The sequence below is a fragment of the Ruthenibacterium sp. genome (genome assembly GCF_017421385.1).
In the GTDB taxonomy this organism is placed as follows: Bacteria; Bacillota; Clostridia; order Oscillospirales; family Ruminococcaceae; genus Ruthenibacterium; species Ruthenibacterium lactatiformans.
Genome location: NZ_JAFOIN010000075.1, coordinates 1 through 13,187 on the forward strand (window position 1 = coordinate 1; position 13,187 = coordinate 13,187).

At 60.1% G+C, this 13,187-nt stretch carries 13 protein-coding genes; 1 reads left to right on the forward strand and 12 read right to left on the reverse strand.

Going from position 1 to position 13,187, the window contains the following annotated elements:
* Nucleotides 1–514, forward strand: a 514-nt coding sequence (locus IIY41_RS08085; protein ID WP_287400310.1) for a hypothetical protein, incomplete at its 5' end; no start/stop codon positions are given.
* On the opposite strand, the gene pknB is transcribed toward IIY41_RS08085, so the two are convergent.
* The 12 genes from pknB to IIY41_RS08145 form a co-directional block, all read right to left on the reverse strand.
* On the reverse strand, nt 439–2,511 hold the full coding sequence (gene pknB, locus IIY41_RS08090; RefSeq protein ID WP_287400312.1) for a Stk1 family PASTA domain-containing Ser/Thr kinase: 2,073 nt from the start codon (nt 2,509–2,511) through the stop codon (nt 439–441). The two genes, IIY41_RS08085 and pknB, sit on opposite strands and share 76 nt — an antisense overlap.
* Nucleotides 2,504–3,256 (reverse strand): Stp1/IreP family PP2C-type Ser/Thr phosphatase, encoded by a 753-nt coding sequence (locus tag IIY41_RS08095; RefSeq protein WP_009325452.1) that lies wholly within the window; start codon nt 3,254–3,256, stop codon nt 2,504–2,506. Before IIY41_RS08095 ends, pknB begins: the two co-directional genes overlap by 8 nt.
* Complete coding sequence (rlmN, locus tag IIY41_RS08100; RefSeq protein ID WP_058723712.1) at nt 3,253–4,293, reverse strand: dual-specificity RNA methyltransferase RlmN; 1,041 nt, start codon at nt 4,291–4,293, stop codon at nt 3,253–3,255. The genes IIY41_RS08095 and rlmN overlap by 4 nt, the downstream gene beginning before the upstream one ends.
* Before the next feature lie 4 nt (nt 4,294–4,297).
* The gene (rsmB, locus tag IIY41_RS08105; protein WP_055080697.1) at nt 4,298–5,605 is read right to left on the reverse strand and encodes a 16S rRNA (cytosine(967)-C(5))-methyltransferase RsmB; all 1,308 of its coding nucleotides are present in this window, start codon (nt 5,603–5,605) and stop codon (nt 4,298–4,300) included.
* 87 nt (nt 5,606–5,692) lie between these two features.
* A complete protein-coding gene (gene fmt / locus IIY41_RS08110; RefSeq protein ID WP_009325449.1) occupies nt 5,693–6,613 on the reverse strand; it encodes a methionyl-tRNA formyltransferase in 921 nt (306 codons plus the stop codon).
* 3 nt (nt 6,614–6,616) lie between these two features.
* A complete protein-coding gene (gene def, locus IIY41_RS08115; protein ID WP_009325448.1) occupies nt 6,617–7,150 on the reverse strand; it encodes a peptide deformylase in 534 nt (177 codons plus the stop codon).
* A 49-nt stretch (nt 7,151–7,199) separates the two neighbouring features.
* Entirely contained in the window at nt 7,200–9,455 is a 2,256-nt protein-coding gene (gene priA / locus IIY41_RS08120; protein ID WP_058723714.1) for a replication restart helicase PriA, read from the reverse strand.
* A 45-nt stretch (nt 9,456–9,500) separates the two neighbouring features.
* Nucleotides 9,501–10,100: a guanylate kinase gene (gene gmk / locus IIY41_RS08125; protein WP_242853522.1), complete on the reverse strand. Its 600-nt coding sequence runs from the start codon at nt 10,098–10,100 to the stop codon at nt 9,501–9,503.
* Nucleotides 10,060–10,326 (reverse strand): extracellular matrix/biofilm regulator RemA, encoded by a 267-nt coding sequence (gene remA, locus IIY41_RS08130; protein ID WP_009325445.1) that lies wholly within the window; start codon nt 10,324–10,326, stop codon nt 10,060–10,062. The genes gmk and remA overlap by 41 nt, the downstream gene beginning before the upstream one ends.
* Nucleotides 10,327–10,443: 117 nt before the next feature.
* Nucleotides 10,444–11,322, reverse strand: coding sequence for a YicC/YloC family endoribonuclease (locus tag IIY41_RS08135; protein WP_287400315.1), 879 nt, complete (start codon nt 11,320–11,322; stop codon nt 10,444–10,446).
* A 176-nt stretch (nt 11,323–11,498) separates the two neighbouring features.
* Nucleotides 11,499–12,902, reverse strand: coding sequence for an oxaloacetate decarboxylase subunit alpha (locus IIY41_RS08140; protein ID WP_287400316.1), 1,404 nt, complete (start codon nt 12,900–12,902; stop codon nt 11,499–11,501).
* An 18-nt stretch (nt 12,903–12,920) separates the two neighbouring features.
* Nucleotides 12,921–13,187: biotin/lipoyl-containing protein (locus IIY41_RS08145; protein WP_287400318.1), on the reverse strand; the 267-nt coding region annotated here is incomplete at its 5' end.

Here is a 13,187-nt window from a genome sequence, read left to right on the forward strand (position 1 = left end):
ATCCGGCTTTGCAGCTGTTTTCCGCGGCGCTTCTTCTTTCGTTTGCGGCGCAGCGGCCCCACCAGCGTTATCCTGCGCCGCATCGCCGCTGCTTTCTGTTTCCGAAGCGCCGCTGGACATGCTCAAAGTCTCCCCGGTCAAAGCATTGTTTTCCGGTGCCGGCACCTGTGTGCTTTTCCCTTTTGCAGTTGCTTCCGTGTGCTCCGGTGTCTCGAGGAAGGGCTGCACGCCGTCCGCCTGCTGGATTTCTTCCTGCGGCGTTTTCTTTCTGGAAGCGGCTGCCGACGCCTGTACGTTTCCGTGTTCCGCGTTTTTTGCCGCTTTGCCTTTCTTTTTTGCCTGCCTTCTTGATGCCACTTGTTCTTTTTCCCCCGCTGATCAATCAATTAAACCGGGAGCGCGCGAAACGCGCTCCCGGCGCCTGAATGCAATAACGGCTCAGTCGCCCTCGCCCGACGGCGCGGACTGGGAAGGGTCCGGCGGTGTGGACGAAGGATCGTCCGGCTTTTTATAGTTGCCTCCAAACGTGCCGAAATCCAGGTCTCCGCTGCCGCCCGGAGCAAAATCAACAGCCTGCTCCGCCGTCGTACCGTCCGGCTTCTGCAGCGTGATCGTGCCCGTGCCCGTCGAAGTGACGGACCATTGATAGCTGGACGCCTGGCCCGCCGTGGGTGACCAGGGCTGTGGGTTGCCGCCATTCAGCAGCAGCGTATAAGTGCCGCCCTCGTTGGTTTCATCCACAGCGATGTGCACATAGATCGTGCGCTCCTGCGCGCCCTTGGACACAACGATCGATACAGGGTCGTTCCATTTGGCGGGCGTGCCGCTGACCGGGTTTTGGGAGATGACGGCTCCCGCCGGTACGGTGTCGCTGTATTCCTCAGAATAACCGCCCAGCACAAGCTTCGCACTCCGGATCAGGTCCTGTGCCTCGCTCAGAGACGCCACACCCACAAGGTTCGGCACCGTAGTGCTCTTGTCCACCTCTTCCTGGCTGATGTAGACCGTGACGCTGCTGTTTTCCGTGTTCGCCTCCACCTGCGTACCGGAGACCGGGTCCGTGCGCAGGACGACGCCGCTCGCCTGCCCCTTGGGGACCGTTTCAGTCTTAAAAGTAGGCATTAGGCCTTTTTCCTTACAGGCGTTCAGCGCTTCGGCGCGGGACATACCGGAAAGGTCCGGCATCGTGACGATCTCCACGCCTCTGCTGATGGTGAGCGTGATCTTCGCGTTTTCCTTCACGCGCTTAGGGTCGGAAGCCGTCTGCGCACGCGGGTACTGGTCGCATACGACACCAGCCGCGTACTCTGTATTATATTCCTCTTCCGTCTGAAAAATGAATTTTGAATCCGGATATTTTTCCTGGATCTCCGCCTGCGTCAGGCCGATGAAGTTGGGCAGGTCCACATCCATACTCTGGCTGAACATACCGTTGCCCTCATATTTAAAGATGAGGAACACCAGGATCGCCGCGCCAATGAGAAATGCCGCCGCCATTCCCGCAAGAATGGGCAGCGCCAGCCGCTTCTTGGTTTTTGTGCCGCCGCGGGCGGCAGGCCGCGCGCCTGTTCGGGGACGCTGCTGGCCTCCAGACTGTTTCGTAGCCGTTTTGTTCACCACTTTGTCGATGTACCGTGTGGGCGCTGTGTCCGTAAGGTACTGGTATTCAAACTTCACACTGGGGTTGCGCTTGAACTCGTCGATGTCCGCCAGCATGGCCTGAGCGGAAGGATAACGTTCCCTCGGTTCCTTGGCCATGGCACGCTCGGTGATGGCCGCCAGCGCCTCGGGCACCGCGGGGTTCAGCTCCCGCAGGGGCGTGGCCGTATCCGCGATCTGTTTAATGGCCACGGACACCGGACTGTCGGATTCAAACGGCAGCTTTCCCGAAAGCATCTCGTACATCATCACGCCCACGGAATAGATGTCCGCCTTTGCGTCGGTGATATCGCCCTTCGCCTGTTCAGGACTGATGTAATGCACCGAGCCGATGGCCTTATCGGTCATCGTCTGGTTCTCGCTGCGGGAAAAGCGGGCGATGCCGAAGTCCATCACCTTGATGGTGCTGTCCGCCAGCAGCATGATGTTCTGCGGCTTGATGTCCCGGTGTACGATGCCCTTCTCATGGGCGTGCTGCAGCGCCGCCAGAACCTGTGTGATGAAGTGCAGCGTCTCTTTATACGTCAAAGGCTGGGCGCGGTACTCCATATATTCTTTCAGCGTGATGCCGTCGATATACTCCATCACGATAAATTGGAGCTTGTCCGTCACGCTGACATCGTATACCTTTACGATATTGGGATGATCCAGCACCGAAATCGCCTTGGATTCGTTTTTAAACCGCCGCACAAGATCCTCGTTGCCGCGGCATTCCTCCCGCAGGATCTTCACCGCCACAAGGCGGTTTTCCAAAAGGTCGGTGGCTTTGTAGACGTTGGCCATGCCGCCGGAGCCGATCAGCTCCTCCAGTTGGTAACGGCCGTCCAGTTTTTTCCCGATCAAATTATCCATTGTTCTCCTCCACTGCCTCTACTTGCATCAGCAGGACCGTAATGTTGTCAAGGCCGCCGCCCTCCAGCGCCTTCTGCACCAGCGCGTCCGCCGCCTCATAAAAAGGCGTGCGCGCCAGCGTTTCCTCGATCTGCGGCACAGAAACGCAGTTGCTCAGCCCGTCGCTGCACAGCAGCAGGATGTCCCGGGGGCTCACTTCTTTTTCGCCGAAATCCGCCTCCACATCCCGTCCCACGCCCAAAGCGCGGGTGATGAGGTTCTTGCGCGGATGATTCTGAGCTTCCTCCTCCGTCAGCGCGCCCTGCTCCACCATCTCCTGCACCATGGAATGGTCTTTTGTAAGCTGAAGCAGCTTGTTGTTGCGAAACAGATAAATGCGGGAATCGCCCACATGCACATACTGCGCAAGGCCTCCGCGCACCAGCGCGCATACAACAGTGGTGCCCATGCCGCTGAGCGAAGGCGTGCCCCGCGCCTTTTCATAAACGCTGCGGTTGGCCTGCTCCACGGCGCTTTCCAGCAGTGCGCGTCCGGCCTGCGGGGTGTGCGCCTCGTCAATACCCGCCTCGATGGCCTGCTGCAGCGCATCCACCGCCATGGTGCTGGCCAAGCGGCCGCCGCGCGCACCGCCCATACCGTCGCACACGGCACCCCAAACAGCGTCGTCCGGGCGGCGCCCCCCCCGGTAGCTGTCCTGGTTTTCGCTGCGCTGGCTGCCGATATCTGTTTTAGCGACAAGCTTCATGCGGTCGTTCCTCCTTTTGCCTCGCGGCGCAGCTGGCCGCAGGCGGCGCTGATGTCGGTGCCCAGGCGGCGGCGCACGGTGGCGTTGACGCCCAGCTCCGTCAGGAGCGTTTGAAAACGTTTGACGTTAGCGGCATCCGTAGCGGAATACGGCGAGCCGTCCACGGGATTGATGGGAATAAGGTTCACGTGCGCACCCATGCCCTTGATGAGCTGTGCCAGCCTGCGGGCCGTCTGCGGGCTGTCGTTCACGCCGTTCACCATTGAATACTCAAAGCTGACGCGGCGGCCGGTCTCCTGCTGGTAGTCCCGGCAGGCCCGGATGAGCTGTTCCACGGGATACACATCGTTGACCGGCATCATCGAACTGCGCATTTCATCCGTGGGCGCATGCAGCGAGACCGAAAGCGTCAGGCCAAGATGCCGTTCGGCCAGCTTGTAGATCATCGGCACGAGGCCGCAGGTTGAAAGGCTGATGTTGCGCATGCCGATGTTCACGCCATTCGGCGAAGAGATGATGGACAGGAAGTCCATGACATGATCAAAATTATCGAGCGGTTCGCCAATGCCCATGAGCACGATATGGGAAACGCGTTCTCCGGTATCCCGGGCAGCGGCGTATACCTCGTTTGCGATCTCACCCGCCGTGAGGTTGCGCACACGCCCGCCCTGCGTGGAAGCGCAGAAGCGGCAGCCCATACGGCAGCCCACCTGTGTGGACACGCATACAGTATTGCCATAGGAATAGCGCATCAATACCGTTTCGATGCAATTGCCGTCCGGCAGGCGGAACAGGTATTTCACCGTACCGTCCTTCGATTGCTGGCGGCGCTCAGTCTCCAGCGTCTCGATGAAAAAGCGTTCTTCCAGCGCGGCGAGGAACGCCTTTGGCTGATCCGTCATTTCAGAAAAAGAGCGCGCCTGCTTTTCATGCAGCCATTTGAAAAGCTGTTTTGCGCGAAACGCGGGCTGCCCCATTTCCTTCACCAGTTCCGCAAGCTGCGGCTCGGTATATGAAGAGATTCCTGTCTGGTACATTTTATCACAATCTTTCCAGAGATGCTATGAAAAAGCCGTCTGTTCCCGTGCGGAACGGGTAAAGTGTAAGAAAATCGTCATCTTTTGTCGTCCCCGGCAAAACACACTCCACACTGCGCGTACGAAACTCCGGATACTCTTTCAAAAAGGGCCGGACGATACCGGCATTTTCATCCGGATTCAGCGTACAGGTAGAGTAGACGAGCCGCCCGCCCGGCCTCACATAGCGCGCGGCTGTCTCCAGGATCGCCCGCTGCAGCCGTACCAGTCCATCCAGGCCGTCCAGCGTTTTCTGCCGGATATCCGGCTTTTTCGCCAGCACGCCAAGGCCGGAGCAGGGTACGTCGCACAGCACTGCGTCCGCGCCCGCAAACGCCTCATTGTAAACGGCGGCATCGTTGTGCAGCACGCGGCCGCAGGCCACGCCCAGCCGTTCCAGCGCGCCGCCGACCAGCGTCAGGCGGTTTTGAGCCGCGTCGCAGGAAACCAGCGTCCCCTTGTTCTCCATGTACTGCGCCAGCGTGGCGCTTTTGCCGCCGGGGGCCGCGCACAGGTCCAGCACGGTATCACCGGGCCTTGGCGACAACGCCGCGCAGGCAAGCTGGGACGCCTCGCCCTGCACATGGAACAGGCCTTGCTTGAACAGCTTCAGCGCCGTAACGTCTCCCCTGCATTCCACATACAGGCTGTCCGGGACCGCGCCGCGTCGGGTGGCCATGCCCTGCCGGGCAAATTCCTCCTCCAGCGCCCCGATATCCGTTTGCAGCGTGTTCACGCGCACGCACAGGGGCGGCGGTGTGAAGCTGGCCTTCAAAATATCCTCACACTGGTCCGGGCAGCGCGTCTGCAGCAGCCCGGCGATCTGCGGCGAAACGCTGTACTCCACGCAAAGGCGCTCGGTCTCGTTGGAGTAATGTTCGGCGGTGAGGTCGTAAGCGGCGGCGCGGCGCAGCACCGCATTGACAAGCCCCGCAGCGCTGGATTTCCCCATCTGCCGCGTGAGCGTGACGGATTCGCTGATGGCCGCGCGCACAGGCACGCTCTTCAGATAACGCGCCTGATACAGCCCGCTGCGCAGAATGGCGCGCACCGCCGCATCCAGCTTTACCAGAGGCTTTTGCAGGAATTTCTGCAGGATATGGTCCAGCGTCACCATACGCTCTACGGTGCCGTAGAACACGGCGCTGAGAAATGCCCGGTCCCGCGCTGTTCCGGTGAAGCCGTCCAGCGCATGGCGCAATACAAGGTTTGCGTAACCGTCCTGTTCCTGTTTTATCAGCGCGGCCACGGCCGCGCGGCGGGGATTCTCCATAGCTGCTCCTTTGATTCCCTGCCGCAGCCTCAAGCGGCACGTGCGCTGCGCGCATGCCTCTTTCTATATACGGCAAAAGCAGGAAATTTATTGCAATTTGTCACCATTTGTAAACCGGCGGCCGGCGGCCCAGGCGCTGCCTTCCATGGGTCTGCTCCCCTCGGGCACTACTTCCAGAAGCGTCAGCGCGCCGGACGCACAGGCTACCTTCAGCGGTTTTGTGCTCAATATCTCACCCGGCGCGCCCGCGGCTGCATCGTCACACAAAGTGCGCAGCACTTTCACCTTTTTTCCGCCGTACTCAAAATATGCAACGGGCCACGGGTTCAAACCGCGGATGAGGTCGTGCAAACGGCGGGCGGGCGCGTCAAATCCGAAATGCGCCTGTTCTTTTGTAAGGGGCGGCGCCAGCGTGGCCTCGGCGTCATTCTGCGGCCGCGCCTGTGCCGTGCCCGCCGCGATATCCTCCATCGCCGCCAGCAGCGTGCGTGCTCCCTCCTGCGTGATGCGCTCAAACAGCTCGCCGGAGGTCTCGTTCTCGCCAATTTCCACCGGGGAGACCCGCAGGATATCGCCTGTGTCCAGGCCCTCATTTAAATACATAATGGAAACGCCGGTCGTCTTTTCGCCGTTGATAACAGCCCACTGCACGGGCGCAGCGCCCCGGTATCTGGGAAGCAGTGAAACATGCAGATTGATGCAGCCGTATTGGGGGATCGCAAGCACTTCCGGCGGCAGGATGCGGCCATAGGCCACCACCACGATCAGCTCGGGGGCAAGCGCACGGATGTTTTCCGCCTGCGCGGCGTCCCGCAGCGTCCCAGGCTGAAACACGGGGATGCCGTGCGCCATCGCTGTGCGCTTGACAGGCGGGGCCGTCAGCACCTGCTTGCGGCCGACAGGCTTATCCGCCCGCGTATAGACACCACATACCGTATGCCCTGCGTCAAGGATCGCCTCCAGCGCAGCAGCCGCGATATCGGGCGTACCCATAAACAGGATGTTCAATGCTCATTCCTCCGTTGCGCTTTCGTCCTCGTCGTCGTGCTCCTGATCCTCATAGAAGAACTCGGCAAGGTCCATGATGGTAACGCCGTCCAGATGGTTCGTCTCGTGGCAGATGCAGCGCGCCAGCATGTCCTCGCCTGTCAGCGTAAACGGTTTTCCGTGGCGGTCAAACGCGCGCACGGTCACCTTCTGCGGACGGCGGATGGCGGCGTTATGCCCCGGAAACGAAAGGCAGCCCTCATACTGGAGCACCTCGCCCTCCTGCATGATGATCTCCGGATTCACGAATTCCAGGTACTTCGGCTCGTAACCCTCGGGCACCTCTCCGTCCTCAGGCAGGTCACGCTCATCCAGGCTGACGAACACGCGGCGCATCACTCCCACCTGCGGGCCCGCCAGGCCGTACCCCTGTGCGTCGGCCAGCGTCTCGATCATGTCGTCCAGCAGCTCCGCCAGACGGTCGTCAAAGTTTGTAACGGGACGGCATTTCTTTTTCAAGATTGGATCGCCGTCCTGTACGATAGTGCGTAAAGCCATAATCAAATCCCTCCAAGATTTTCGTTTGCAGCTGATAATATTTTATGTGTTAAATGTCTGCGTCCGAATGGAAATCCAGATAAACGGACACTTTTCCCGGCCATCCGGCCGCGTTGTACGCCGCCAGCGCCTCCCCCATCAGCGCGCGGAAAGCATTGTCGTTGCGGCACTTGAGCGTGAGCTTGTAGCGGTAATGGTTGTTCACCATGGCAATGTTCATGGGCGCGGGGCCGAGGATACGCAGCGGAATACCGCTGCGCTGCTGTGCAAGACGCTGCACGTCCGCCGCAAAGGCACGGGATGCCGCCAGCACCTCCGGCTCCTTCGCACCGGAAAAGCCCGCCAGACAGATGGTGCAGAACGGTGGGTAAAGGTTCAGCCTGCGGAAGGATATCTCCTCTGCAAAAAAAGATTTATAATCCTGCCTCGCCGCCAGATTCAGAACCGGATGGTTTGGGTCCACCGTCTGGATGAGCGCCCGGCCCGCCTGAGCCGCGCGGCCGCCCCGCCCCACCACCTGGGTCACCAGCGAAAAAACATTTTCGAACGCCTTGTATCCCTGCGCAAACAAAAGCTGGTCGATGCCCAGCACGCCCACCAGCGTCACCTTTTCAAAATCGAGTCCCTTGGCCACCATCTGCGTGCCCAGCATGATATCATATTCGTCCTTTGCGAAGCGGCGCAGCATGGTCTCGTGGGCGTTTTTGCGGGAAGTCGTGTCCAGGTCCATGCGCAGCACCCGCGCCGCGGGAAACATCTGCTCCAATTCCTCCTCCACGCGCTGGGTGCCGAAGCCCGTATACTTCAGCTTGCCGCCGCAGGCAGGGCACACCTCCGGCACCGGACTGACGGATTTGCCGCAATAATGGCACAGCAAACGGCCGTCCGCTTTGTGGTACACCATGGGCACGCTGCAGGCATCGCATTTCACCACCTCACTGCAGGCGGTGCACATGCCCACTGTTTTGTATCCGCGACGGTTCAAAAGAAGGATGGTCTGCTCGCCCCGGGCCAGATTGCGCGAAATTTCATCCGCCAGCGCCCGGCTGACGGACGATGCGTTGCCCGCGGCCAGCTCCTCGCGCATGTCCACCAGCCGCACCTCCGGCAGCGGCATGTGGTTGTAGCGTTCCGACAGCTCCACCAGCGTATACCGGCCCGTCTGCGCGGCATAGTAGCTTTCCGTGGAGGGCGTGGCCGAGGCCAGCAGCAGCAGCGCGCCGTGAGCCGCGGCACGGCGCTTCGCCACGTCGTGGGCGGAATAGCGCGGCGCGCTCTCGGAGTGATAGGTATGCTCCTGCTCTTCGTCGATGATAATAACGCCGATGTCCGGCAGGGGCGCAAACACAGCGCTACGCGTGCCCACCACGATGTCTGCGCCGCCGTTTTGGATCTGCTGCCACTGCAGAAGGCGCTCGGTATTGGAGAGCGCCGAGTGCTGCACGGCCACTCTGTCTCCAAAAAAGGCTTTCAAGCGGTAGATCATCTGCGGCGTAAGTGAAATTTCCGGCACCAGCACCAACGCCTTGCGCCCCGCCGCAACCGCCTTTTCGATGAGCTTTAAAAACACCAGCGTCTTTCCGCTGGAAGTGACGCCGTGCAGAAGCGCGGCCGCGGGCCGGCCCGTATCCATCAGAGCCGCCAGGCGGCTGTAAGCCGCCTGCTGCGCCGGTGAAAGCGCGATCGTCTCCTGCGCGGGGCTGTAATTCTCATACAACGCTACGCTTTTATCCTGAGCGGAAACAGCCAGCACGCCTTTTTTCACAAGGCCCGCCAGCACCGCCTTCGTCACGCCCTGCTCTTCCAGCTCCTTCTGTGTTTTGGGGCCGAAAGCCAGCGCGTCCCAGGCAGCCTGCTGCTTTTCGGTACGGCGTCCCTGCCAGGGGGCGTCTGTGCGCCGGTATACCGGCTCGGTATGGCGCACAAGCTGCTTTTGCAGCTGCGGTACAGGGCCGGTATTCACAGCTTTGTACTGCGCTCCGTAGGGAATGATGGCCTTGACCGCCTCGTAATAGGTGCAGAACGTGTGTTCCTTGAGATAATACACCAGACGCAGCAGCTCCTCCGACAGGCGCGCCTGTTCAGGCGCAGCGTCGTACAGTGATTTCAGCCTTTTGCCCGCCGCCTCCGGCGCATCCAGTCCGAGCACCACGCCCATCCTCGCAGCCGCGCCGCGGCCGAACGGGACAAGCACCATGCTGCCCACAAAAACTCTGTCCTGCAGGTGCGCCGGCACACTGTAAGAATACAGCTTATCAAAATGAAAGGTGGCGTTGCTGACCGCCACCTGCACGCATTCGGCCAAGCACTCCACCCTCCCTTTCCGGCTGCCTGTTCCTTTTACATAACGCTAGTCCTGCTGGCGCTGCTTCAAAATACGGTAGATCTCGTCCGCGCATGCGTCCACATCGCGGTTCTCCACCGAAAAATCATACTCTCTGGCATAGGGCAGTTCTTCCTCTGCCCGCTTGAGCCGGCCGGCAATCGCCTCTTCGCTCTCTGTCCCGCGGCCGCGCAGGCGGGCGCGCAGCTCGTCCATACTGGGCGGCATGATGAAAATGAGCGTGCTTTCCGGATAAAGCTTTTTGATATTCGCCGCGCCGACCACCTCAATGACCAGCACAACGGTCGTGCCCCTGTCCAAGCGGGCGTCCACCTCCGACTTGGGTGTGCCGTAATACTTCCCGCAGTAATTCACATATTCCAGCATCTCGCCCCGGTCGATTTTTTCCTCAAACTGCTCATTGGTAAGAAAATAATAATTTTCACCATCCGTCTCACCCGCACGGGGCGCGCGGGTGGTAGCCGAGACGGATATCTCGATTTCCGGATGCTTTTGCATCATCCGGCTGACGACGGTATCCTTGCCCGCGCCCGACGGACCGGAAACCACCAGCAGATAACGCTGCTTATTCATCGTCGTCCAGCTCCGCTTCATCGTCCTCGTCATTCAGGCGGTTCGCCACCGTCTCGGGCTGTACGGCGGAAAGGATCACATGGTCGGAATCCGTGATGATGACCGCACGGGTGCGGCGTCCATAAGTGGCGTCGATGAGCGCCCCCTTGTCCCGCGCCTCCTGCACGATGCGCTTGATGGGCGCGGATTCGGGGCTGACAATGGCGATGAGCCTGTTGGCACTGACCATGTTGCCAAAGCCGATGTTGATGAGCTTCATTTCTGGTTCCTCCTATAACAGTATAGGCAGAGCGCAGGCTGAGCAGTCCCCCAAAAAAGAGAACACCCGTGAAAGACTTCCAAAGCCGCCCGCGTACATGCCGTGTTTTTCAGCGTGTCATTCGATGTTCTGGATCTGCTCGCGTATCTTCTCGATCTCCGCTTTCATATCCACCACCATGCGTGTGATCGCAAGCTCCTGCGCCTTGCTTCCGATGGTATTGGTCTCCCGGTTCAGCTCCTGCGTCAGAAAATCCAGCTTGCGGCCCACCGGCTCGTTCTTCTCCAGAATATCCCGGTACTGCCGGATGTGGCTGCGCAGGCGGACCGTCTCCTCGTCCACGGCCGTTTTATCTGCAAAAATGGCGGCTTCCGTCAAAATGCGCGCCTCATCGATGTTCGTGTCTTCCAGCAGCGCTTTCAGCTTGGCGTACAGCTTCTCCGTGTATTTCTGCACGCGCTCGGCGCTCGTCTGCTCGATCTCGCCCACCGCCTGCTCCAGATACACCAGGCGCGAAAGGATATCCGCCCTCAGCTTCTCCCCCTCGGCGGCGCGCATGGCGACGAAATTTTCCACCGCAGCCTCAGCCACGGCCTTCACGTCCGCCCACAACTGCTCCTCGTCCGTCTCTGCCTTGCGTGCGGTGAAGATATCTGAAAAACGCGTCAGCGTGCCCGCTGTGACATCGTTTTCAATACCCAGCGCACTGCTCATCTCGCCGATGGCATCCAGATATCCTTTTGCCAGGTCCAGGTTCACGCTGATGGAAGCCTCCGGCGCACCAACGTTTACCACGGTCAGCGCCAGCTCTGTTTTGCCGCGGGAGATGGTGGCGTTCACCAGCTTTTTCAGCTTGTCGTCCAAAAACGCAAAGCTGCGCGGCATGCGGGAGGTGTACTCAAAATATCGGGAGTTCACGCTTTTGATCTCGACTGTGATATCGCGCCCGCTTCGCTCCTGCTCGGCGCGCCCGTAGCCGGTCATGCTCAGCACCATAAAACAAGCCCTCTTTCCCCATGATAATAGATATATCTATATTACTGCTTTTCGCCATTTTTTGCAAGTTTTCTCGCTGTTTCTCCTCCGTGCTCCGCAACGCCCCGGGCCGTGCGGCGGCAAAAGGTACGAAAACAGCGCCGTCCCCATATGGGAACGGCGCTGTATAAAGCTGTTTACACCGGATGGGATTTGCCTTCAAAATCGACGTGATCACCGTCGACGCCGGCCAGCTTGTTGTTGCGCTTCTCAAAGAACTTGGGCGCGACCTGCGGGAACATGGCGTACGTGAGCACGTCCTCCTCCTGCATGACATACTTGCTGGCTTCCGCCTTCAGCTTCTCGATCTCCGGCTCCAGCAGATCTGCCGGACGGCAGGTGATGGGCTGCTCGTCGCCGAGGATCTGCTTTGTGAACTCGGGGCTGATGGGAGCAGGCGTCTTGCCGTAGTCACCGTGAACAAGGCCTTTGAACTCCTTCGTTACCATCTTGTAACGCTCGCCCAGAATGACGTTGAACACCGCCTGGGTGCCGACGATCTGGCTCGTCGGGGTAACGAGCGGCGGATAGCCGGAGTCCTTGCGCACGCGGGGAATCTCCTGCAGCACGGCGTCGAGCTGGTCCTCCTTGCCCGCGTCCTTCAGCTGCTTGAGCAGGTTGGACAGCATACCGCCCGGCACCTGATACAGCAGCGTATTGGCGTCCACGCCCAGCATTTTCGGGCTGAGCTGGCCGCTGGCCAGATATTTCTCACGCAGCTTGGCGAAGTGCTCGCGCACCACGTTCAGCTTTTTCAGGTCAAGGCCCGTGTCGTAATCGGTACCCTGAAGCGCAGCCACAAGGCTCTCGGTGGGCATATGGCTGGTGCCCAGCGACAGCGGGCTGATGGCCGTATCTATAATATCCGCGCCCGCCTCAATGCCCTTCAGGATGGACATGGAAGCAAGGCCGGAGGTGTAGTGGCTGTGGATGTCCACGGGGATGGAAACAGTCTCTTTCAAGGACTTCACCAGTACATAGGTGGAGTACGGCGTCAGCAGGCCGGCCATATCCTTGATGCAGATGCTGTGCGCGCCCATCTCCTCCAGGGTCTTGGCGTACTTGGCGAAATACTCGTTGTTGTGCACGGGGCTCAGCGTATAGCTGATGCAGCCCTGCACATGCGCCTTTTCCTTAATGGCGGCTTTGATGGCCGTTTCCAGATTGCGCGGATCGTTCAGCGCGTCGAAAATACGCAGGATGTCAATGCCGTTGGCAACGGACTTCTGCACGAAATACTCGACGGCGTCGTCCGCGTAATGGCGGTAGCCCAGCATGTTCTGGCCGCGGAACAGCATCTGCAGCTTGGTGTTCGGCATTTCCTTGCGCAGGATGCGCAGGCGGTCCCACGGGTCCTCGTCCAGGAAACGGATGCAGGAGTCAAACGTCGCGCCGCCCCAGCACTCTACGGAGTAATAGCCCACTTCATCCATCGCAGGCAGGATGGGACGCATCTCGTCCATCGTCATGCGCGTAGCGATCAGAGACTGATGCGCGTCGCGCAGGGCGACCTCGGTAATCTTAATCGGTTTTTTTGCCAAAATCGTTCACCTCTCTGTTCAGTTCAGGGAAACGAGCAGATCGCCCACGTTCACAACGTCGCCCTTGTGGCAGTTCACGGAAGCAACCGTGCCGTCCTGCGGCGCAACGATCTCGTTCTCCATCTTCATGGCTTCCAGGATGCACAGCACGTCGCCGGCCTTGACGGAAGCGCCCACAGCGGCCTTCACGTCCAAAATGTTGCCGGGCATCGGAGCCGTAACGGTGACAGCGCCGGTGCTGCCTGCGGCGGCAGGCGCGGCGGGCGCAGCAGCGGGGGCGGCGGC

What these genes read in the sequence shown, in the direction of transcription:
- pknB (WP_287400312.1), bottom strand. Translation starts at nt 2,511, where the DNA reads ATGGATAATTTGATCGGGAAAAAACTGGACGGCCGTTACCAACTGGAG.
- IIY41_RS08095 (WP_009325452.1), bottom strand. Translation starts at nt 3,256, where the DNA reads ATGAAGCTTGTCGCTAAAACAGATATCGGCAGCCAGCGCAGCGAAAAC.
- rlmN (WP_058723712.1), bottom strand. Translation starts at nt 4,293, where the DNA reads ATGTACCAGACAGGAATCTCTTCATATACCGAGCCGCAGCTTGCGGAA.
- rsmB (WP_055080697.1), bottom strand. Translation starts at nt 5,605, where the DNA reads ATGGAGAATCCCCGCCGCGCGGCCGTGGCCGCGCTGATAAAACAGGAA.
- def (WP_009325448.1), bottom strand. Translation starts at nt 7,150, where the DNA reads ATGGCTTTACGCACTATCGTACAGGACGGCGATCCAATCTTGAAAAAG.
- gmk (WP_242853522.1), bottom strand. Translation starts at nt 10,100, where the DNA reads ATGACGAGGACGATGAAGCGGAGCTGGACGACGATGAATAAGCAGCGT.
- remA (WP_009325445.1), bottom strand. Translation starts at nt 10,326, where the DNA reads ATGAAGCTCATCAACATCGGCTTTGGCAACATGGTCAGTGCCAACAGG.
- IIY41_RS08135 (WP_287400315.1), bottom strand. Translation starts at nt 11,322, where the DNA reads ATGGTGCTGAGCATGACCGGCTACGGGCGCGCCGAGCAGGAGCGAAGC.